Origin of the sequence: Lysinibacillus sp. FSL K6-0102, from assembly GCF_038003545.1 — a bacterium.
Lineage (GTDB): Bacteria > Bacillota > Bacilli > Bacillales_A > Planococcaceae > Lysinibacillus > Lysinibacillus capsici.
This window is the reverse complement of record NZ_JBBOPH010000001.1, coordinates 394334-416589: the sequence shown is the minus strand read 5'-3', so window position 1 is coordinate 416589 and position 22256 is coordinate 394334. Positions and strand designations below refer to the sequence as shown.

The 22256-nt window shown below is 36.7% G+C and carries 20 protein-coding genes and 1 riboswitch; of the genes, 9 read left to right on the top strand and 11 right to left on the bottom strand.

Annotation, left to right across the window (positions count from 1 at the left end; translation table 11 throughout):
* Positions 1-58 precede the first annotated feature (58 nt).
* Complete coding sequence (locus tag NYE73_RS02010; RefSeq protein ID WP_066038436.1) at positions 59-1138, bottom strand: metallophosphoesterase; 1080 nt, start codon at positions 1136-1138, stop codon at positions 59-61.
* A 295-nt stretch (positions 1139-1433) separates the two neighbouring features.
* Here NYE73_RS02010 and NYE73_RS02005 point away from each other — a divergent pair, with 295 nt between their 5' ends.
* A complete protein-coding gene (locus NYE73_RS02005) occupies positions 1434-2582 on the top strand; it encodes an acyl-CoA dehydrogenase family protein (RefSeq protein WP_004229727.1) in 1149 nt (382 codons plus the stop codon).
* Positions 2583-2618: 36 nt separating this feature from the next.
* On the opposite strand, the gene NYE73_RS02000 is transcribed toward NYE73_RS02005, so the two are convergent.
* From NYE73_RS02000 to NYE73_RS01985, 4 genes are all read right to left on the bottom strand, one after another.
* A complete protein-coding gene (locus NYE73_RS02000) occupies positions 2619-4829 on the bottom strand; it encodes a sensor histidine kinase (RefSeq protein WP_053075714.1) in 2211 nt (736 codons plus the stop codon).
* 16 nt (positions 4830-4845) lie between these two features.
* On the bottom strand, positions 4846-5001 hold the full coding sequence (locus NYE73_RS01995) for a hypothetical protein (RefSeq protein ID WP_155483369.1): 156 nt from the start codon (positions 4999-5001) through the stop codon (positions 4846-4848).
* Positions 4979-5671 carry a response regulator transcription factor gene (locus NYE73_RS01990; RefSeq protein WP_048393287.1) on the bottom strand — a complete coding sequence of 231 codons (693 nt, stop codon included), beginning with the start codon at positions 5669-5671 and terminating at the stop codon, positions 4979-4981. Before NYE73_RS01990 ends, NYE73_RS01995 begins: the two co-directional genes overlap by 23 nt.
* 76 nt (positions 5672-5747) lie before the next feature.
* Complete coding sequence (locus NYE73_RS01985; RefSeq protein WP_259949280.1) at positions 5748-6611, bottom strand: DMT family transporter; 864 nt, start codon at positions 6609-6611, stop codon at positions 5748-5750.
* 157 nt (positions 6612-6768) lie between these two features.
* On the opposite strand from NYE73_RS01985, the gene NYE73_RS01980 reads away from it, so the two are divergent.
* Positions 6769-6999 carry a hypothetical protein gene (locus NYE73_RS01980; protein ID WP_004229745.1) on the top strand — a complete coding sequence of 77 codons (231 nt, stop codon included), beginning with the start codon at positions 6769-6771 and terminating at the stop codon, positions 6997-6999.
* 59 nt (positions 7000-7058) lie between these two features.
* Here the strand turns inward: NYE73_RS01980 and NYE73_RS01975 are convergent, their stop codons facing one another.
* From NYE73_RS01975 to NYE73_RS01965, 3 genes are all read right to left on the bottom strand, one after another.
* Positions 7059-8045 carry a homoserine dehydrogenase gene (locus NYE73_RS01975; protein ID WP_066038433.1) on the bottom strand — a complete coding sequence of 329 codons (987 nt, stop codon included), beginning with the start codon at positions 8043-8045 and terminating at the stop codon, positions 7059-7061.
* A gap of 463 nt (positions 8046-8508) precedes the next feature.
* The gene (locus NYE73_RS01970) at positions 8509-8892 is read right to left on the bottom strand and encodes a hypothetical protein (protein WP_259949277.1); all 384 of its coding nucleotides are present in this window, start codon (positions 8890-8892) and stop codon (positions 8509-8511) included.
* Positions 8893-9224: 332 nt separating this feature from the next.
* A complete protein-coding gene (locus tag NYE73_RS01965) occupies positions 9225-10526 on the bottom strand; it encodes an O-acetylhomoserine aminocarboxypropyltransferase/cysteine synthase family protein (RefSeq protein WP_054549070.1) in 1302 nt (433 codons plus the stop codon).
* Positions 10527-10643: 117 nt separating this feature from the next.
* Positions 10644-10757, bottom strand: a riboswitch (SAM riboswitch).
* 155 nt (positions 10758-10912) lie between these two features.
* Here NYE73_RS01965 and NYE73_RS01960 point away from each other — a divergent pair.
* Positions 10913-11545: a glycerol-3-phosphate acyltransferase gene (locus NYE73_RS01960; protein ID WP_112117201.1), complete on the top strand. Its 633-nt coding sequence runs from the start codon at positions 10913-10915 to the stop codon at positions 11543-11545.
* A 195-nt stretch (positions 11546-11740) separates the two neighbouring features.
* Positions 11741-13222, top strand: a complete 1482-nt coding sequence (locus NYE73_RS01955) for a DASS family sodium-coupled anion symporter (protein ID WP_048393276.1) — start codon at positions 11741-11743, stop codon at positions 13220-13222.
* Between the two features lie 73 nt (positions 13223-13295).
* Here NYE73_RS01955 and NYE73_RS01950 read toward each other — a convergent pair whose 3' ends face one another.
* Positions 13296-14819: a succinate CoA transferase gene (locus tag NYE73_RS01950; protein ID WP_048393275.1), complete on the bottom strand. Its 1524-nt coding sequence runs from the start codon at positions 14817-14819 to the stop codon at positions 13296-13298.
* Positions 14820-15187: 368 nt separating this feature from the next.
* On the opposite strand from NYE73_RS01950, the gene chrR reads away from it, so the two are divergent.
* Positions 15188-15919, top strand: coding sequence for a class II chromate reductase ChrR (chrR, locus tag NYE73_RS01945; RefSeq protein WP_048393273.1), 732 nt, complete (start codon positions 15188-15190; stop codon positions 15917-15919).
* Between the two features lie 204 nt (positions 15920-16123).
* Positions 16124-16549 (top strand): hypothetical protein, encoded by a 426-nt coding sequence (locus NYE73_RS01940; protein WP_054549068.1) that lies wholly within the window; start codon positions 16124-16126, stop codon positions 16547-16549.
* 41 nt (positions 16550-16590) lie between these two features.
* Here the strand turns inward: NYE73_RS01940 and NYE73_RS01935 are convergent, their stop codons facing one another.
* Positions 16591-18270: a tripartite tricarboxylate transporter TctB family protein gene (locus NYE73_RS01935; protein ID WP_054549130.1), complete on the bottom strand. Its 1680-nt coding sequence runs from the start codon at positions 18268-18270 to the stop codon at positions 16591-16593.
* A gap of 133 nt (positions 18271-18403) precedes the next feature.
* On the opposite strand from NYE73_RS01935, the gene NYE73_RS01930 reads away from it, so the two are divergent.
* From NYE73_RS01930 to NYE73_RS01920, 3 genes are all read left to right on the top strand, one after another.
* On the top strand, positions 18404-19054 hold the full coding sequence (locus NYE73_RS01930; protein WP_259949269.1) for a lysoplasmalogenase: 651 nt from the start codon (positions 18404-18406) through the stop codon (positions 19052-19054).
* Positions 19055-19144: 90 nt separating this feature from the next.
* The gene (gene pepT / locus NYE73_RS01925) at positions 19145-20374 is read left to right on the top strand and encodes a peptidase T (RefSeq protein ID WP_054549067.1); all 1230 of its coding nucleotides are present in this window, start codon (positions 19145-19147) and stop codon (positions 20372-20374) included.
* Positions 20375-20550: 176 nt separating this feature from the next.
* Positions 20551-21513 (top strand): DMT family transporter, encoded by a 963-nt coding sequence (locus NYE73_RS01920; protein ID WP_048393266.1) that lies wholly within the window; start codon positions 20551-20553, stop codon positions 21511-21513.
* 259 nt (positions 21514-21772) lie between these two features.
* Here the strand turns inward: NYE73_RS01920 and NYE73_RS01915 are convergent, their stop codons facing one another.
* Positions 21773-22204, bottom strand: coding sequence for a DUF4395 domain-containing protein (locus NYE73_RS01915; RefSeq protein ID WP_054549066.1), 432 nt, complete (start codon positions 22202-22204; stop codon positions 21773-21775).
* Between the last annotated feature and the right edge of the window lie 52 nt (positions 22205-22256).

Below are 22256 nucleotides of genomic sequence, written 5' to 3'. Positions count from 1 at the left end.
ACGTTTTTATATACTACTGCCTTTTCACCTAAGAAGCCGATTGTTAGATTATCACATACTATTTAAATGTTATATCTACTACCCAAAGCTCTGATCTACTGCCAATTCGCATCGGTGGGCCCCAGAAGCCATAGCCTGATGAAACAAGTGTATGCATCTGTTCCTTCAACTTATAACCATAATCCAGTTCAAATACACGAGCTGTTATATACTGATTCGGCCACAGCTGTCCCTTGTGTGTATGACCAGACATATGTAAATCAACGCCCATTTGGGAAGGCGTGTTTAAATCGTCAGGTGTATGATTCATTACAAGCCATGGTAAATTAGCAGAAGGCTTTAGCACCTCAAGTGGTTTTCTTTCTTTATTCGTTCTGTCCTCTTGCCCTGTTAATATAAACGCATCTTCTATAAGAATTGTTTCATCTAGGAGCATTTTCACATTGGCATTTTCCATTTCCTTAATAAATTCAGGAATTTTTTTGCCATAATATTCATGGTTACCTAATATACCATATGTTCCATATGTAGATGTTAATTGTTTCATGACATCTGCCATACCCTCTTGAACAAACCATTTAGGGTCATCGTCCACAATATCCCCAGCTAACAACACAATATCTGGTTGTGCTTCATTAGCTAAGCTGACAAAACGTTGTAAATGTCGTTTATGTGATAAAACACCTAAGTGAAAATCAGATGCTACAACAGCTCTTAGTGTGTTTAAGTCACTATCTTGTTTATCAACAGTTATTTCTAAATGACGAACAACTGGAGAGTAGGCTAAATAGGAGCCAATGATACTTAACAAGAATAGGATAGCTACTGCTATACTACCTATTATTTGCACGTTTTTAAAAGGTGTAAGCCAAATAATGAATTGTGCAACTAAACATAGCAATAAGCCATATTCAAAGATAAACATCCAATAATTACTGATTACAGAAAACACACGTAATGACTCGTGTAATCTTCCGATTATAATACTAAAAGCAACCATATACAGCACGATCCAAAATAATACTGGAAAACGAAACCACCCCATTGCTACAAGCCACTGCTTTACTCCCCACCCTAAATAGAAAGTCAAAGCACTATAAATACTAATTAAAAGAACAGCGCCGATTACTTTTGGCATAACCAAGTCCTCTACTTTCTTTCTATAATTTAATTGATTATACCATTATACTTATCAATCATATTGCTTAAAGCACTTGAATAATCTTCTAAAGAAAGTAGGAACTTGTCCAAATTTAAGTTTACCTTTTCATTTCATTCGTTACTCTCGTTTTACATGACATTTCACTGTATATAGATGACATTTTCGTCATTTACATACTAAACGCTACTTTTATTTTCTCATTTCTTCCAGTAACATAGTAGGTGAACGAGCAAATTCGCGTATTTACGAAGAAAAAGGGGTGCTATTTCAAATGACACGTTATAAATTTGAAACAACAGAGCATGAATTATTTCGCAAAACCTTTCGTAAGTTTTTAGCTGAAGAAGCTGAACCGCATTATGCCCAGTGGGAAAAAGATCATCTTATTCCGCTTTCTTTTTGGCGTAAGCTTGGCGATATGGGCTATCTTTGTCCACAAGTAGAAGAACAATATGGCGGGCTGGGCTTGGATTTCAGCTTTGGCGTCATCATACAAGAAGAACTTGAACGTATAGGCTCAAGTCTTATCGGGGTTGGCCTGCATAATGATATTGTTGTTCCATATATCGAAGCATATGGGACACACGAACAAAAATCTCGTTGGCTTCCAAAATGTGTTACAGGCGACTATATAACAGCTATTGCAATGACGGAGCCAGGTACAGGTTCAGACTTGGCTAATATCAAAACGTCAGCCATTCGCGATGGGGACCATTATATTGTAAATGGTCAAAAAACCTTTATAACAAATGGCATCCATACAAACTTAGCGGTTGTTGCAGTAAAAACAAATCCTCAGGCTGAGAAAAAACATCGTGGTATTAGCCTACTTGTTATTGAAGAGGGCACACCTGGCTTTACAAAAGGAAGACAGCTCGAAAAAGTTGGTATGCATGCCCAAGATACAGCTGAACTCTATTTTGAAGATTGTCGAGTGCCTGTTCAAAACCTACTTGGCGAAGAAGGCAAGGGCTTTCATTATATGATGGAAAAACTGCAGCAAGAGCGATTAGCAGTAGCGATTGCCGCACAAACAGCCGCTGAGGATATGCTTACACTAACGCTAGACTATGTGAAATCACGTCAGGCTTTTGGCAAAACAATTGGTGACTTCCAAAATACACAATTTAAAATAGCTGAAATGGCTACTAAAATCGAGCTTGGTAAATCCTTTTTGGAATCATTGATTGAAGAGCATATTGCAGGCAATGATGTTGTGACAAAAGTTTCTATGGCAAAATACTGGATTACCGAAAATGCACGTGACCTTGCTACGCAATGTATGCAATTGCATGGTGGCTATGGCTATATGGAGGAATATAAGATTGCTAGAAGATATAGAGATATACCTGTTATGTCGATCTATGCTGGTACTAATGAAGTCATGAAGGTTATTATCGCCAAAAATTTAGGCCTATAATAAAAAAGGCGGCAGAAGTTTGCCGCCTTTTTACCATTAAACTGCTGGAATTCGAACGATTACTTTAAATAAATCACCATCTACATCAATGCTCATTCTTGCTCCATGTAAATCGACAATGGATTGTGCAATGGCTAATCCAAGCCCTGAGCCCTCTGTATGACGTGAGGCATCTGCACGTTTAAAGCGTTCAAATAATTCCTCAGCATCTTCACTAATTTCATACTTTGCTACATTTTTCACCGTAAATTCAGCATCGCCATCTGCCGTACGCTTAAATGTCACATAAACACGCGTTCCCTCTAGCGCATACTTCAAAACATTGACAATTAAATTATCAATAAGTCTCCACCATTTTTGACCATCCACATATGCAAAGATTGGATCATGAGGCATGGTCATTCGTAAATCTAGTTGTGACTGTGTTAAATCCTCTTTATGCTCCCCTACAGCTTGTTGGATAAGCTGTGTTAAATCTACTCGACTGCGGTGAAGTTCAATATTACCACTAGCCATTTTCGATACTTCAAAAAGGTCTTCAATCAGCACTTTTAAACGTTCAGACTTTTTATCCAGTATATGAATGTATTGTTTCCGTTCTTCCTCTGTAATATTTGGCTTCTTCAGTAAATCGGTATACGTAATTATAGAGGTTAAAGGAGTACGTAAATCATGACTCACATTTGTAATCAGCTCTGTTTTTAACCGCTCACTTTTCGCCTGCTCATGCATGGACGTACGCACACCTTCTCGTAAATGATTGAGGTTTTCTGCATGACCTGAAAGCGGAGATTTACCTTTTACCTTTACATCACGATTTAAACGTCCTTCAGCCATATCCTTCGTATCTTTCATAATACGGTTTAAATAACCCATTCTTGATAGGAAAACAATCATAGCAGGAAATCCTATAAACATACAAATGCCAAGTACAAGGACTGGAAAAGCTCCGCCTCCTATCATGGTAGCAACAAGGCTACCACCTCCAAAGAAGGCTGCGGCTAGCATTACAATTGAATGTAATGCGATCGAACGATTAATAAATAAGTCAGTCAACGAATCCCCAAGTGACCATAAATAGCTCGATTTCACATTTTCCTCTAGCTTATTCAAAGTATTTACTCTTGTATACAACCAAATTAATTGCACGAAGAAAGCACTACCAATTACCATTAAAACAACTATTTTAAAGCCAATATCGAGTATAAAACGGACATAATTATAATTATAAACAGAATTATATTCAATAGATTCAAAAACAACCTGGGCTGAAATGAAATACATAAGGCTCGTTATTAACAAAAGAATAATTTGTACATCGATTTTATACTTTGTTAAAAGATCTTTTTCCTTCATACTCGTAACTATCTGTAATAAGTCTTTACGCCCCCTCCATACAAAGACGGCCATTAAAATACTTGTGAGCCAAATAAAGTAATGAGTATATTGATTGCGTTGAAACTGTTGAAATTGTTGATACCCTCCCTGTATAACATCTTCTGACATAGCTGCTTTTTTTGAAATAGCTATTACACCTGTATATTCAGCTGTTTCGTAAAGATCATCTACATTCACGTATGTTTCGGTATTGTAAAAAATATCTCTTAAATTCTCACTGATATTCCATGCATATAGCGGTTTTCGATCAGTATACTTAATTTTATAGGCACTACTTTCGGTAACATCACCTGCACGGTACGTTTTACCAGTTTCTGTATTGGTCAACTCATAAGACCAATAGTCATAGTTTTTTCCAAAGTTTTTGGATTCACCTTTTGCTGCTTTAATATATTTATCAATGAGGGCTTCCTTTTCAGCAAGAATCTTTTTTCTTACATGCTCATCATCTTCAAAATTTGCTGTAATATCTTTAATTTTATTATCACGTTCAGACACTAGCTTTGTCTTTAATTCTGTTGCATTGGCATCTATAGCTTCCTGAATGCGTTGTTCGTATTGTGCCTTAATGTTATCGATTTGCTGTCCTAATGTACCATAATAATTACGATGATCTTCTATTTCAGTTTGAGTAATCTCAATTTTATTTTTCAATTCCTCTGCATTTGGTACATTAATTACTAACGGTCCTAGTTCTGCCGTGAAATTATCGATTTCATGTTGGAAATTTTCCGAATCAAAATATGATTTACCAATATACTGATAGCCCACATTATAAAAAGTAAAGACTCCGAAAATTGTCCAGATTAAACACATTAATACGAGAAGAGATTTCCACTTTTTTATCATCCCTTTTTACACTCCTCTAAAAAATTCTTTCTAACAATTGTAAAACCTCTGAGGAGCGAGAATCGACGATTTGATAGGCATAAATTCCAAAATAGATAAGCCCAATAACACCTGCAATAAATCCAGCAATAGTCATATACTTCTCTAATTTATTTTTCCATTTTATAGCCAACGCCCCATACCACCTTTAGATAGCGTGGATTTTTCGGATCAGCTTCAATTTTCTCACGTATTTTCCGAATGTGAACAGCTACAATATTTTCAGCATTATAAGCTTCCTCATTCCAAACACGTTCATAAATTTCACGAATCGAAAACACACGCCCTGCATTTTTCATTAATAGTTCTGTAATTTTATATTCTATCGGGGTTAGTCGAACTGGTTCTCCTTCTAGTACAACCTCTTTTGCCTCTTCATCAAGAATAAGTCCGTCTATTTCCACTTTTGTAGCTCCCTCACTATACGTTCCTAGCTGAACATAACGGCGCAGCTGGGATTTTACACGTGCCAACAGCTCTAATGGATGAAATGGCTTTGTTACATAATCATCTGCTCCAACCGATAATCCATGAATCTTATCGCCATCCTCCGCCTTTGCACTCAGCATGATAATGGGAATATTGCGCTCTTCCCTAATTTTAAAGGTTGCTGTAATTCCATCCATATTTGGCATCATGATATCTAAAATTATTAAATGTACTTCATTGTTTTCTAGCTTTTTTAATGCATCTAAGCCATCTGCTGCTTTAATAACATGATAGCCTTCATTTTTTAAATAGATTTCAATACCATCACGAATATCTTGATCGTCATCTGTAACAAGAACTGTTAATTTCGTCATGATATACACCTCGCTCTCAAATATAAGTGTATCTTTTAAATCTTAAAAACCAGCTATTATAAAAATGAAGAATTTCTTAAGGTTTTAGCTTTTTTCTCCCACCCAATGTTAAAACAACAATGCCACCTAAAAGCATCGCTACTCCAAGCCAGGAAACTATACTTAAGTGTTCTCCAATTAAAAACACACCAAGAATTGCAGCAGTCAATGGTTCTGCTAATGAAAGTGTTACAGCTGAGGATGAACTAATTTTTTGTAGTCCACTTAAAAAAAGGAAATACGCTACGCTTGTACACATAATCCCCATAAATAACATTGTCCATAAGTTGTGCACATTTACTAACCAGGAAAATCCATCTTGTATAGAAAACGGCAGTAAAAACAAAGTGCAAATGGAGAATGTCATAGCAACTGCGGGTAATGCTTCTTCTTGTGCCATTAATTTTTTACTTATGTTTGTGTAAAATGCAAAGGATAAACCTGCACAAAGCGCTAATGTGAATCCGCCAACGTGAACAGACTCCTTTCCATTATTCATAAACAATAAAAGACATCCGATAATGGCCATCAATGTAGCAAGTCCCCATACTGCTGTGGGACGTGTTTTCCATACTAGCCACTCTAATACACCAGAAAACACTGGTGCACTACCAATAGTAGCAACAGTTCCAATGGCTATACCTGTTAGACGAATGGATGAGAAGAAAAGACCTTGGAAAAACGCAATACTAGCCGCTGCTAAAATTGTCCATTTCCATGACCACCTTAAAAAATTAATTTTCCTCATTATAATCGTAATAGCTAATAATAAACTGCCACCAATTGCAGAACGAATCGTGGCTACAGCTATTGGAGATACCCCTTCATCCAAATATGTCTGGGCAGTACCTGTCATTCCCCATAGAATAGCTGCTAGTAATACAAACAATGAATTTAACATTTTTCAGCTCATCCCCGCTTCACATCTTTCTCCATACTAATCATACATATTTATCCAAAATCAAACAATTATCATTTTTACTTTTCTTTTAATTCCAATATAGTATGTTTTCTCATGAATGGACGTTATAATAAAAACAGTAAAAGGAGCGAATCGTATGTACAAATCAATTGAAGAGACAGCTATTGATCTTGGTATGCCTGAGGATCAAGTAATGCGTCTAATTTACGAAGGACGCATCCGTTCTGTTTACGATGGCCAACAAATTTTAATCAATAGTGGACAATTCAGCACTTATTTTAAACAATTGGAACGTATAAAAGAGGAAATTGAAATTTGGCGTGCTACTCCTATTCCAGAGGACATAGACGTCAAAGATGAAGACTAAAAGCCCACCATTCATACAATTGAACATTGTTGAATGGCGGGCCTTTTTTAAAGCTTTTATTAGATTGTCACAACAAATCCTGCTCTTTTCCCAATGATTTCAGCATAATCTTCTACCATGACACTTGCTGTTGGATACATCCCTGCTCCAGGACCGATTAATGTTAATGTACCAATATAGTTAGTCTCTAATGCCACCGCATTGAACACATCATCGACTGGATAAAGTGGATGCTCTTTATCAACTAGTTGAGGACCTACTTTTGCAATAATCTTACCGTCAGCTAGTTTTTCCACTTCAGCAACATGGCGGTAACGAAGACCCTTTTCACATGCTTCATGAACTTGTTCAGCAGAGATACTATCGATCCCAATTACCTCTACATCTGACCAGTCAGGCTGCTCACCAAAAGCTAAGGCACTTAATATCATTAATTTTTTAAATGCATCCTGCCCAGATATATCATTATATGGATCTGCTTCGGCATAACCTAAGCCTTGTGCCTCTTTTAAAGCTGTTTCGAACGACCAGCCCTGTGCTCGCATTTTTGTTAAAATATAATTACATGTGCCATTTAAGACACCTTGTATACGACTTACATCATTTACAAGTAAGATATTTTTCATTGTTTTTATAACAGGTACGCCACCAGCAGTAGTAGCCTCATAGCCTACAAAAACGCCATTAGCTTTTGCAAGATCCTGCAACTCCAAACCTCGTTTGGCAAACATCACTTTATTGGCAGTAATAACATGACATTTATGTTCCACCGCTCGCTTTAAATAACTGTATGCAGGTTCTTCGTTCACAATCGCTTCAAACACTACCTGCATACCTGGCTCTGCTAAGACTTCATCCATACTTGTTGTCATTAAATGTGCTGTACCTGGTACACGTTCACGACTAGCATCTGTCACTAAAATCTTCGCTACCTCTAATTCAATACCTAATTTATTTTTTAGCTCTTCTCGTTTTTCATTTAAAATATGGTAAATCCCCTGACCTACCGTTCCAAATCCTAAAATCGCTGCCTTTATAGTTGCCATTCTTGTTATTCCCTCCAACTTACATTCCGCAGTTTCATTAAAGCTAATTTTCCATGGGGTTGTGTCATGACAATTTGACACCCACCGCAGTCTTTAGCCAACAACTCTCTTTGTATGAGTTTCGCTATTTCTATATGTGTTAGGACACATACAAATTCAAATAATTCAAAATTTAACTTAAAGAAAATTGTAACGCAAATACACGCTTTGCACAAGAAAAATCTTTCTAGGAAGGACATTTGTTTTCTCTAGATGTGCAAAAGAAATCGGTTTCATTCCCTTTATTATACGTTTTATTAATCAATCTATAAGATTTGAACAAATATTGACTATTTACATTTCAATATATGAATGTCTTTCTTCTATTATATATATGTATGCTCAGACACTCATAACAATCCCTTTAAAGAAAAAACTCATTCCCTGTAGCAGCAGAGAATGAGCTTAAAAATATGAGGGGGTTTTAACTTGCTTTTGAAAGCAATTGATAACGATATTGTGCTAAAGCTTGTTGAACAAGACTAATCTCTTCTTCTGTAAAATTTGGTATTGCATACGTACGTTCCACTAATTGAAATGTACCATACTTCAAGTAAAACTCTGTCGCAGGAAGTGAGATATGTCTCACACCGTACTGTTCATATGCCTCAAATACTTCCTTTACAGTAAAGTCCTTTTCAGTAAAAACATGTTCTTGAAATGCTGTATGACCAAATACTTCCTGCCATTTTCTTTCGACTGATGTAAGAAGGTGTTGAATGGATTTATTGTTGACAAATACATGCCCTTCATTTAGCTCATATATTAGATAGGATACAATGTTTTGCGCACTATAGATGTTACCCATTTTAAACACTCCTTTATCATCAGTTTTTGGGAAGAGTAATCACTGGCTAGGCAACTACTCTTCTATATATTCAAAAGTGGGGGAGCACTTATGAAAACATTTACCTTTTTTAAAAAAATTTTCGTACTGTTAACTTATTTCCTAGTATATAACATGGATTTAACAAAGTCAATAATACATATAAAATTACTTGGTATTATTTTTTATAAGGTTCTGATAATTAACGGGAGCAGTAATAGATTGATGTAGCAACGTTTAACGCATTACCAAATGAGGCTAATCGAATGAGAAAATACGTTAACGTCACAACATCTTACCATTTTCTTTAAACTTTAAGCTTCTACTGTTTGTTCAGTTGTTGTAGCCTGTGTAATGGCTTGATCTAAATCAGCAATAATATCCTCTACTGCCTCTAAACCGATGGATAAGCGAATGAGCGACTCGGTTACACCAGCTTGAACTAATTCGTCTGCTGATAGTTGCTGATGAGTAGTGGAAGCTGGATGAATAATTAATGACTTTGCATCACCTACATTTGCTACATGTGAAAATAATTTCACGCTATCAATAAGCTTTCGCCCAGCTTCTCGTCCACCCTTTATGCCAAATGTAAGCACTGAACCGAAGCCATTTCTTAAATATTTTTTTGCTAACTCATGTGTCGGAAAATCTTCTAGGCCATTATAATTTACATACTCCACAGATGGGTGGTTTTGTAAATACTCAGCCACTGCCAATGCATTTTCATTGTGTTTAGGGATACGCAGATGAAGCGTTTCTAACCCTTGCAATAAATTAAAGGCAGCATCAGCACTTAATGTTGGACCAAAATCACGTAATAGTTGTACACGTAGCTTTGTAGCAAAGGCAGCAGAAGCTGTATCAATTCCATAACGTAGACCATGGTAAGAGGCATCTGGTTCAGTAAAACCAGGGAATCGACCGCTAGTCCAATCAAACTTACCGGCGTCTACAACAACGCCCCCTAAAGTTGTACCATGACCTCCTATCCATTTAGTTGCTGAATGAACTACAACATCTGCGCCGTATTCAATAGGTGTAGAACCGTAAGGAGAAGCGAACGTGCTGTCAATAATTAATGGTAGACCATTATCATGTGCAATTTTAGCTACTGCTTCAATATCTAAAACCTTTAAACTTGGATTACCATAAACCTCTGCAAAGACAGCTTTTGTTTTATCAGTAATCGCTGCTTTGAAATTCTCTGGGTTTGTTTCATCTACAAAAATTGTTTTAATACCATAGTTTGGTAATGTGTTAGCAAATAAATTATACGTACCACCATATAAAGAACTAGCTGCTACTATCTCATCACCAGCTCCAGCTAGATTTAAAATGGAAAATGCGATAGCTGCTGCACCAGATGAAAGTGCTACTGCTGCTGTTCCACCTTCCAATAAAGCCACACGTTTTTCAAACACATCAACTGTTGGATTGGTAATTCGTGTGTAAATGTTCCCTGCTTCCTCTAAGGCAAAAAGACGTTGCGCATGAGCAGTGTCTTTAAATACGAAAGCAGTTGAGCGATAGACTGGAACTGTGCGAGATCCCGTCACTGGGTCTGGCTCTTGACCACCATGCAACAGCAATGTTTCTGGTTTAAAATTTGTCATTGTGTACCTCCAAATGGTTATTTTTTTACGATGGTACCGGAGATGAGGAGGATTTTTCTGTAGAAAACAAAAAACCCTCTTCAGCTAAGAAGAGGGTTGCGGTTGCAAGTTTTCCTCCCCTTATCTGCCAGATCCAAGTAAGAATCTGTAGGAATTAGCACCTTAGTAAGCTCATTGCTTACTGGTTGCCGGGCATCATAGGGCCTATCCCTCCGCCGCTCTTGATAAGAGTATGAGATTCAATTTCCATCGTTGTTACACAGTATAAACATAGAGTTTTTTTCTGTCAACATGTAAATTTTATTTTTTCCGAAACTTCTGTCTGCTCTTATACGTAATATGAACGCATACACTATTTTAGAAAAAATTTTGAGAGGAGTATTTTTATGGTAAAGGCCGTGATCATTTTTCTTATGATTGGCTATTTAATAGGCTGTATTCACGGCTCTAAAGTGGCTCAATTTTTATCGGGGGTTGATTTAAAAAAGGCTGGCCACGGTAATGCTGGTGCCTCTAATGCTACTCTTTCCCTTGGCTGGAAGTATGGCGTTTTAGTAGCCCTCATCGATATAGGCAAAGGCGTTGTCGCTATTATAGGTGCACATTTTTATCTAGCGGACGCCATTCATTTAACAGAAGAACAAATTTGGCTGCTTACTTATATTATGGCTGCTGGGGTTATTTTAGGTCATAATTTCCCCTTCTACATGGGCTTCAACGGCGGGAAAGGAACGGCCTCCATCATTGGTATTTTACTTGCTGTTGATTGGAAGATTGGTTTATTTGCACTTATTTTATTTGTTATTTTATCCTTTGCAACAAATTATTTAATTGTAGGTGTTCTAGAATTTTATCTCGTGTTTTGTACAGCAACTTATTTATGGATTCCTGGCATTGGCCCAACCATTATAGCTCTTCTTCTTTTTGGCATAGCCATCATCCTGCACCTCGAAAATATTAAACGATTAGTCAATGGAACAGAGCCTAAAGTAACATCTGCCTTTAAGAAAAAGAAATAATATTTAATGGATATTTTTGTATTTTTTGTGACCGTATTTTTTCTCTTTATCTACTCATATTGCTGTAAAAAACACCATTTTCACATAGATTTTTTTCTACAATAAAATAGACATATTCTTATCTCAATAAAACATTATACAGGCCGATGTTATGGATAATAATCGTCATTTTTATCGTAGAAAGGATGAGAAAATATGTCTTCACCAAAGCAAGCAGCTACAAAACTTAATTTAAAGCCACTATGGATTGGCTTGGCATTCGCGTTACTAATCATTATTACCTTCTTACCTAACAATGGTGATTTACCTATAGCTGGGCAACGAGCTTTAGCCATTTTAGCTTTTGCAGTCATCCTTTGGGTTACAGAGGCCGTTTCATATCCTGTGAGCTCGGCCATGATCATTGCACTAGTAACTGTTTTACTAGGACTCGCTCCGTCAATGGATAATCCAACTACAGAGCTAGGAACAGCTAGCGCATTAAAATTATCTTTAAGTGGCTTTAGTAATTCTGCCGTTGCTTTAGTAGCAGCAGCTCTTTTTCTAGCGGCAGCAATGCAAATTACTAATCTACATAAACGACTTGCACTTTGGATTCTTTCACTGGTAGGAACGAAAACAAAAGCTATCGTATTTGGCGCTATTTTAGTGTCTATCGTCCTCGCATTTTTTGTACCTTCTGCTACAGCACGAGCTGGCGCGGTAGTACCGATATTGCTTGGAATGGTGGCAGCATTTGGTTTACCACGTGATAGTCGGCTTGCTGCCTTATTAGTTATTACTTCGGTACAAGCCGTTTCCATTTGGAATATTGGTATTAAAACTGCAGCAGCTCAAAATATGGTGGCTTTAAACTTTATCCAAGAGCAATTTAATGTGGATATTTCATGGGGTGCTTGGCTACTTTATGCAGCCCCCTTCTCAATTATTATGTCGATCTTTTTATTTTTCATTATGATTGCTTTAATTAAACCTGAGACTAGCAATATCGAAGGTGGTAAAGAGGTCATCAAAAAACAGCTTGCAGAGCTTGGCCCATTAAAGGCTCCTGAAATTCGTTTAATCATTACATCCGTAGTTTTACTATTTTTCTGGGCAACTGAAGGGAAGCTACATCCATTTGATACGACAACAGTCACAATTATTGCTATCGCGATTCTATTAATGCCTAAAATCGGTGTGTATTCATGGAAGGAAGTTGAGCCTCATATTCCATGGGGGACAATTATCGTCTTTGCGGTAGGCATTATGTTAGGAACCATTTTACTAAATACGCAAGGTGCTGCATGGTTATCAGATAAAGTTTTTGGTTCACTTGGGCTAGATACTATGCCTTTACTAGCAACCATCGCACTCGTAACTTTATTTAACATTTTGATTCATTTAGGTTTTGCAAGCGCAACTAGCTTAGCCTCAGCACTTATACCTGTGTTTATCGTTTTAGCCTCCACATTAACGGCTAATGTTGATCAAGTTGGTTTTGTTATTGTGCAACAATTCGTCATAAGCTTTGGCTTCCTGTTACCAATTAGTGCACCACAAAACATGCTTGCCTATGGTACAGGCTCCTTTACAACAAAGGATTTCTTGAAATCTGGAATTCCCTTAACCATTATCGGTTTCCTTCTCGTACTTTTGTTCTCTGCAACTTATTGGAAATGGATTGGATTATTATAGAACTTTCATTAAATTAAAACGTAAAAGCCTTGAAGAAACAGACTATCTGTCCTTCAAGGCTTTTAAGATAAGACTATTGTTTCGTAAAAGCAGGGTCCTTCATCGTACCGTTTTTCGCATAGTTAACGTGCCATGATAGTGCTTTTTCTAGGTCATGTGGTGTGTGATGTCCACCCGTTGCCTCATTGGCATCATTAAAGTACTGCCACAGCTGCTCCCTATAATCAGGATGTGCACAATTATCAATGATAAGTCCCACTCGTTCTTTTGGAGCAAGTCCTCGTAAATCTGCTACGCCCTGTTCAGTTACAATGACATCAACATCATGCTCCGTATGATCCACATGTGAGACCATTGGGACAATACTCGAAATATCTCCACCCTTAGCATAAGACTTTGTTACAAAAATTCCTAAACGTGCATTACGAGCAAAGTCACCAGACCCTCCGATACCATTCATCATCTTTGTACCAGAAACATGTGTGGAATTCACATTGCCGTAAATATCTAATTCCAATGCCGTATTCACTGAAATTAATCCGAGTCGACGAATAATTTCAGGCTGATTTGAAATTTCTTGAGGGCGCAACACTAATTTATCAGCATATTTTTCAAAATTCCCATAAACACGGTTTCCTACTTGCTCAGAAAGGGTAATAGAAGTAGCAGATGCAAAATTCACTTTCCCTGCATCCATTAATTCAAATACTGCATCTTGGAGAACTTCTGAATAAACTTCTAAGTTCTCAAACTCAGAGTCTTTAAAGCCTAGCAATACAGCATTTGCTACTGAACCTACCCCAGATTGAATTGGACGCAAACTTGTTGTTAAGCGACCTACTTTAATCTCTTCACGTAGGAAATTTAATAAGTGATTAGCCATAACATCTGTCTCTTCATCTGCAGGGACAATCGTTGATGGCGCATCTAATATATCCGAAATGACGATGCCTTTTACTTTATCTAAATCTAGTGGAATTCCAATTATACCAAGACGATCAGAGACATTCTGTAAAGGAATTGGATCACGTTTTCCTTGTTGTGCAGGTACATAAATATCATGTATACCTTCTAATGCATCAAGCTGTGCTACGTTTAATTCAATGATGACTTGGTCTGCTTCTTGCACAAAAATGGGAGAGTTACCAACTGAAGTTGTAGGAATTAATAAGCCTTCTTCTGTAATAGCCGCCGCTTCAATGATCGCAAAATCAATTGGTCCAATAATGCCTTGACGAACAAGCTCAGCATTATGGGAAAGATGGGCATCGACAAATGTGATATCACCGCTATTGATTTTATTACGAATGCCAGCATCTGCTTGGAAAGGACCGCGCTTACGTATGACCCCTGCTTCTGCTAAATATTGGTCTACCTCAGGTCCAAGTGATGCACCTGTAAAGACATCTACTTGAAAATCCTCTTTTTTTGCTTTCTCTACAAGTGCAAGAGGTACAACCTTTACATCACCAGCACGTGTGAATCCACTCATCCCTAATACCATGCCATCCTTAATCCAAGAAGCTGCTTCTTCTGCTGTTACAACCTTGCTTCGTAATTGTTCATGACGAAGCTTTTTCGCTAACTTTTCTTCCATTCCCTATTCCTCCATTCCACTTTATTTTTGTTCAACTTGCATATTTGGTTCCAGTAAATCTGTGACATCCGTCAGAGAATGTATCTTTATTCCAGGAGGATTTCATTACCTAATAGCTAATGCTGTCTAAACATTTGTGAATAAAGATCATGTAATTTTTTGGTAGCACAACCAAATAAACAGTCGCTTCTATAATTTTATACTATTTAGAATATTTAATCTATATCAAATGAAATATTTTACTTTACGAGATAATTTCGTCATTTATAAATTATTTATAAATAACTTTTTGTTCCTCATTATTCGATTTTGCTAGAAAAGCGTGCTATGCTCAAGGTATAGAACAGACACAAAGGAGAGAGTTTTTAATGGTTAAAGAACTATTACGTAGCCATTCCTCGGTACGCATCTATGATGGAGAACCGATTTCAAAAGAAATCATTGAAGATTTAATTGGAACAGCACAAATGGCTGCAACATCACATTTTGTGCAAGCCTATAGTGTAATATGGGTAACAGATGCAGATAAAAAGGAAAAATTAGGCTTACTCTCTGGTAATCCACGTCAATATGAAACTTCAGGTGGGGCATTTGTTTTTTGCGTAGATTTCAAGCGACTTCAAATGGCTGGGAAACTAGAAGGAGTGGATATTGTAGCTGATTCAGCTGAAAATGTCCTTGTCGGGGTAGCAGATGTATCATTGTTTGCACAGAATTTTGTTATTGCGGCAGAGTCAATGGGTTATGGCATTTGCTATATTGGAGGTGTACGCAATAAACCTTCTGAAATCAGTGAATTATTTAATCTGCCTGACCATGTTTTCCCATTATTCGGGCTAACAATCGGCGTTCCTGCACGTCGCAATGAGGTAAAACCTCGTTTACCTGTATCTGCTGTATTACATGAAAATGAATACAATGTTGAAAAATATGAAGAACTTTTACCAGCCTACAACGAGGAAATGGAAATATATTATAACAGCCGTTCGTCTAACAGAAAAATTGATAACTGGACAAAACAGATGGCTGATTTTTTAATTGAACAACGACGTCCGCATATCAAAGAGTTTTTAGCAACTAAAGGGTTTAATTGGAAATAAATTAACGAGAATGGAGTTACTATCGTATGATAATAATTCCATTTTTTACATAAAAATATTACCTATATATATTCAATCTAGGGATATTGCCACAATTACTTCTATAAATCTAACCTTAAATTAAACGAAAAGACTCTTTCCTTTTCCAGCTATTCCATTCATATTAATAAATGATACCTATTAAAGAAAGGAGTTATAGAAACAATGTCCAATATCAATAAACATCTTGCTCGCACCTTAGAACAACAGCATAAGAGAAGTGTAAGAGGTTTATTCTTAAAAATTGAAGACTTAAATAATGAATGCACCCAATTAAGAAAAAGACTCGAGCCACATATTGATTTGAATGTATATAAAAAACCCATTGATTATGTCAATCAGTTCGTTTCTCACACTACTATACTCAATTTAAAATTCGTTACGAATACACAGAATTTAGAAGTAGTTGTCTTGCATGCTCTTTTATTATCCTATATTTTAGAAAACACTCAAAGCCATGCTTTTGAATATGAAGATAAATTGTTACAGGGGTATATACAAGAAATCTTTACACTAAATGATCATGCAAAAAGACTATTTATGAACCATAGAGAAAAGATGCTTACCTATGTTCAAGGGCAAGCTACATAAAAAAGACGATCTTCGTAATAACAAGATCGTCTTTTGTTCTTTTATTGTAGTCCTCTAATTATAAGAGAGCGAACTGGTAGGAACTGCTCTCCTGTATCTCCATAAGTGAGTATTACCTCATCACCCTCCTGTAAATAAATTGCTAAAGGTTCTGTTTCGGCACTCACTAAATAATTTTCACCATTGTTTAATAAGAAAGATACAGTTGTAAAATCGCCTAGACGTTCTTTATATACACGTAATACCTTACCACTTATTTGTTTTTCCTCAGCACTTGAGCTACCATCTACAGTATTTCCTCCTCGACTTAAGGCTGTTTTATATAATTTCAACGCCTCCTTAGGAGTAGTAGCGTAAACGGAAATTTCAGGATTGGCTGCAGAAACAATAAAATAGTTTTGTAAGAAACCATTGGAATCTAGCACCGCTGTCAGCCAGCTCGCTTCTCCATAAAAGTTATACAACACTGGCATTTCGCCATTCCACTTTTTCTCAATAAATTTCTTCTCTATTATTTGTAAATTACCTTGTGAATCCATATAACTTGAGTCTTGATTCCCTGTATAGTATGTTGCATCCCCTGTTCGTGCGTTTGTTAGTGAATAGCCTAACATTGAATCTACACCTTCTTTAGGACTTGTAAAATCTGTAAAGTAATACATATCACCCTTCTCATCGAAAATCGGGCTAACATTCGATTCTGTTCCTTCATCAGAAGGAATCTTTACATCCTTTTTACCAAACATACTATTCCAAAAACCATGTACATAATTACCGAAATAACTGTTTTGTAAACTTACTGTCTCTGGTGATACAGCACCATCAATAAATTCAGGTATTTGATCCAGTTTAATGACCTCTGATTTCCCCGTCAGCGCATCAACCAAGACAATTCCTTTTACATCAAAGCCATTACGCGCAGAAATAAATTCCCCATATGAGCGAATATAGTATGGCTTTCCTTCATCATCTACTTCCAGCTGTACGTCACCATAAAAAATAAGGAATGGGTGTTGTAAACGAATATGACGTTCTAAATTAGCATTTAAATATGCGGAAGGTACATATTTCATTTCCTCTTTTATAAATTTAGGATTATCCGCAGAATCTGTAGCACTCATTATGAAGTAACCAGGTGTTGTACCACCGTTCATCCATTTAAAGAATCCAGAAAATTCAACTGGTGCGATATAAACATATTCGCCCTTCACTTTTTGAATTTGTAAGCGTCCTAATTCATAGTAGCTCGTATTTGGCACTTGACCGAAAGCCTTTTTCATTTTATTGCGAGCAAATTTCGGTGGTACACTTGCAGGTGTTTGTGTCTCATCGAATGGTTTTATTTCAACTTCTTCCTTCATTTCGGATGACTTAAATTTTTCATTAGCATTCCATAAAGGTGCTGATAAAACATACACAGCTACACCTAGACTTGCTAAAAATAAAACACCTTTTATTTTCCTTTCGATACCACTTGCTAGCAGAGCACCCACTAACGTTAATAAAATAATAGCAGGCCAAAAAACAAGCCAATTTACATCAATTTTTGTTACATATAACGTAATCCCTGTGGCTAAAAACCCTAGTACAAAGACTCCAATAAAAAAGTATCCTATTACCTTTTTCGATTGTCCATCTTCTCGCTTTTTCGTAATAAGCGGTGTCACTAGCACACTTGCGATCAATGCAATGACTGCTGAAGCTATCAGTAGCTTAGTCATTTGGTTCATCCTCTCTTCTTCTTTCTCACTACTTACTTTACGGTTACATACTAAAAAAAGTTTCATACATACGTTGTACAGAAAGGAATTCTACCATAAATATTGAATTTCAAAAGGAAAGGAGCTGAAAAATTTGTTTAAAAAAATATTAATCAGTGTCATTATTTTATTGGGTCTTTATTATATTTTTCTCTTTTCCCATATTGCTGAAAGTTTAAAACTCATCTTTAAAGTGATTCCAATGTTGCTCATCATTATCTTAGCTGCGATTCAGAAGCCATTACATATTAAAAAATACCAACTTTTGATTATTGCTGGGCTTGTATTCTGCATGATTGGAGACTATACATTGCAGTGGTTTTTAATCGGTCTAACTAGCTTTCTTATCGGGCATATCTTTTATATTTTTGCTTTCACTACTGCAAATGAGCGGCATGTACCAACTTGGGCTAAAATACTATTATTACTCTATGGAGCAAGTATGGCTATATGGATTGCGGGATCCGTCTTTAAAACAGGTGAAACCATACTTGGTATTGCAGTAAACGCCTACATTTCTGTGATACTCACAATGGGATGGACAGCTATTAAAACTGGATCTACTCTGGCAACAAGTGGTGCAATATTATTTATTGCATCTGATTCTTATTTAGCTATTAACAAATTTGTCATGCCACTAGCATTTTCTCATGAAATTATCATGCTGACTTATTATAGCGCCCAATTACTTATTGCTTTAAGTATCCTTCAATATTCCGAAATCCGAAGTAAAGTGTTACAATAATATCGATTATGCCAAGGCATAATTGCGCCTGGAATCGGCTTTGTGAAAGCACAAAGAATTTTAACATATATACATTAGGAGGCCATACTTATGAAAGAACAAGTAATTGAGCGATTAATACGCTATGCAAAAATTGATACACAATCAGACTTCACAAGCGAAACAACTCCTTCTACACAAAAGCAATTTGACCTATTACATGTTTTAAAAGACGAACTTGCCGAAATTGGTTTAACAGACATTACATTAGATGAAAATGGCTATTTATTTGCCTCATTAGAAGCTAATACAGAAAAAGAAGTACCAACTATCGGCTTTTTAGCCCATGTTGATACAGCTACTGACTATACAGGCACAAATGTGAAGCCACAGCGTGTAGATAATTATGATGGTGGAGATATTCAGTTAAACGAAAACTTAGTTATGTCTCCGACTGACTTCCCAGAGCTTAAAAACTATCTAGGCCAAACACTTATTACAACAGATGGTACTACTTTATTAGGCGCTGATGATAAGGCAGGGATTGCTGAAATTATGACGGCAATGGAGTACCTCATTAAAAATCCTACTATTAAGCATGGTAAAATCCGTGTAGCCTTCACGCCAGATGAAGAAATCGGTCGTGGACCACATAAATTTGATGTCGCCGCTTTCGGTGCAGACTATGCCTATACTATGGATGGTGGACCACTTGGCGAACTACAATTCGAGAGCTTCAATGCCGCTGGCGTAAAAGTAATTACAAAAGGCACTAGCGTCCATCCTGGTTCAGCAAAAAATAAAATGGTGAATGCTATTACAATGGCTATTGCCTTCCAAAATGAAATGCCTGCTGACGCAGTTCCTGAAAAGACAGAAGGTTATGAAGGTTTCATTCATTTAATGAGCTTTAAAGGGGCTCTTGAGCATTCTGAGCTATCTTATATCGTGCGTGACCATGATCGCCAAAAGTTTGAAGAGAAAAAACAATTAATGCGTGATGCTGCAGCTAAAATTCAAGCACAATTTGGTGAGCATGCACTAAGTATTACCATTGAAGATCAATACTACAATATGGGTGAAAAAATTGAGCCTGTAAAAGAAATTGTTGACATTGCACGTACTGCAATGGAAAAATTAGATATTACACCGAATACCCTGCCAATTCGTGGCGGTACAGATGGCTCACAATTATCTTATATGGGCCTACCGACACCAAATATTTTCGCTGGTGGCGAAAACATGCATGGCAAATTCGAATATGTATCCGCTGAAACAATGGAAAAAGCAACTCAAGTTATCATAGAAATCGTTCAGCTTTTTGAACAGCAAGCAAAATAATAGTTTTAATTTTGAGTGAACTTATTTCTATACGCATTTACCTAAGGAATCATGAAAAATTTTCATAGCTACGAAGAGGGGTTTTTCCTCTCTTCGTAATTTTTTCAGCCATAATTACTGAATTTTCAAATTACATAAAGGGTTTGAGGTTATAAACTCAAATTGAGGTGATGTTTATGAAAGAAATTGCATTAGGTATTTTAGCTTCCCTTTTCTTTGCCGTGACATTTATTTTAAATCACGCAATGGAAATGCAAGGTGGTAGTTGGCTATGGAGTGCATCATTACGCTATTTTTTTATGCTCCCTTTCTTGCTTATCATTGTCTTTTATCGTAAGGGCTTTTCACAGCTTTCTGGTGAAATAAAAGCACAGCCTATAGCATGGCTACTTTGGAGCTTTGTTGGATTTGTTTTATTTTACGCGCCATTAACATTTGCTGCTGCTTTTGGTCCAGGTTGGTTGGTTTCAGGTACATGGCAGTTTACAATCGTTGCTGGTGTATTATTAGCTCCTCTTTTTGTATCGATCATTGCTGGTAAAACAGTGCGACAAAAAATACCTTTCATATCCTTGCTTATTTCATGCGTCATTTTAGTAGGTATTTTGCTTATACAAATACCTCATGCACAATCAGTATCGTTTAGAAGTTTAATGCTTGGTATTTTACCTGTCATCGTTGCAGCTTTTGCTTACCCTCTCGGCAATCGTAAAATGATGGAAGTTTGTGGGGGCCGAATCGATACTTTTCAGCGGGTGTTAGGAATGACCATTGCTTCAATGCCAGCATGGATCATCATAGCTATTTATGCCGTTCTTACAGTAGGACTTCCCTCAGCAAGTCAAATGTTTCAATCATTGCTTGTTGGAATTAGCTCAGGCGTTATAGCAACAGTTTTATTTTTCATAGCAACGGATCGCGTAAGAGACCATCAAGGCAAGCTAGCTGCTGTGGAAGCAACTCAGTCAACAGAAATTCTTTTCGTTATTATAGGTGAGGTATTACTATTAGGAATTGCCTTCCCTAGCCCTATTGCACTTGCAGGTCTCGGAGTTATCATTGTTGGTATGCTATTACATAGTTACTATACAATGATTATCGGGAAAAAGAATGCTGTGCAACAAAACACAACTTCTTAACAGTCCATTTTATGGGCTGTTTTTTTACAAAAAAAGACGACTCTATTCTAAATTTAGAATAAGTCGTCTGAGATTTTCACGTTCCCAAAAAATGAGGGGGGTTTTAGGAGCGTAATCATGAACTAGCAAACTTCTGGAGAAAAGTAGCTAAAGTTCATCCTCTCTACACTGTATTGTAGACGAGGAATAATCTTTATACGATAATGATAATCATTATCAATTAAAATGTCAATCATAATCTTATAATTTTTTTACTTTTTCAAAAAGATTTTTTTAATGAGCGTCGGTACTGCCATTGCTTCAACTGAAAATGTAAAAAACAGCCTATACAAAAGCCTGCTATTGCGATGGCCGATGCAATTGCAACCAGGCCAGTAAAGATATGACCAACAACCTGCCAATGTAACAGATAACCTAATAAACCAGCTGCTAAACAAAGGCTAGCAATACTTGAATTAAATTTTTGCTGCTGAGCATCCTCTGGTATATATGTAGATGGAGCCTTTGTTAAAAAGAGCTTCCCTACACGAAGTATCGGGTTATAGTTGCATAAAATACCTAGTAAATTTGCAGCTAGTGGAATTACTAATATCCAGGTAATTCCTGTTACCCATGATAAAATGACACTCAGAAGAATAGTCCACTGGTTCAGTCTAACAAGTGGTCTTGGAATTGTATGAAGTTGCGACACCCTAAAACCCACCTTTCTGATATGTTTAATGTATTTTACTACATGATATTCC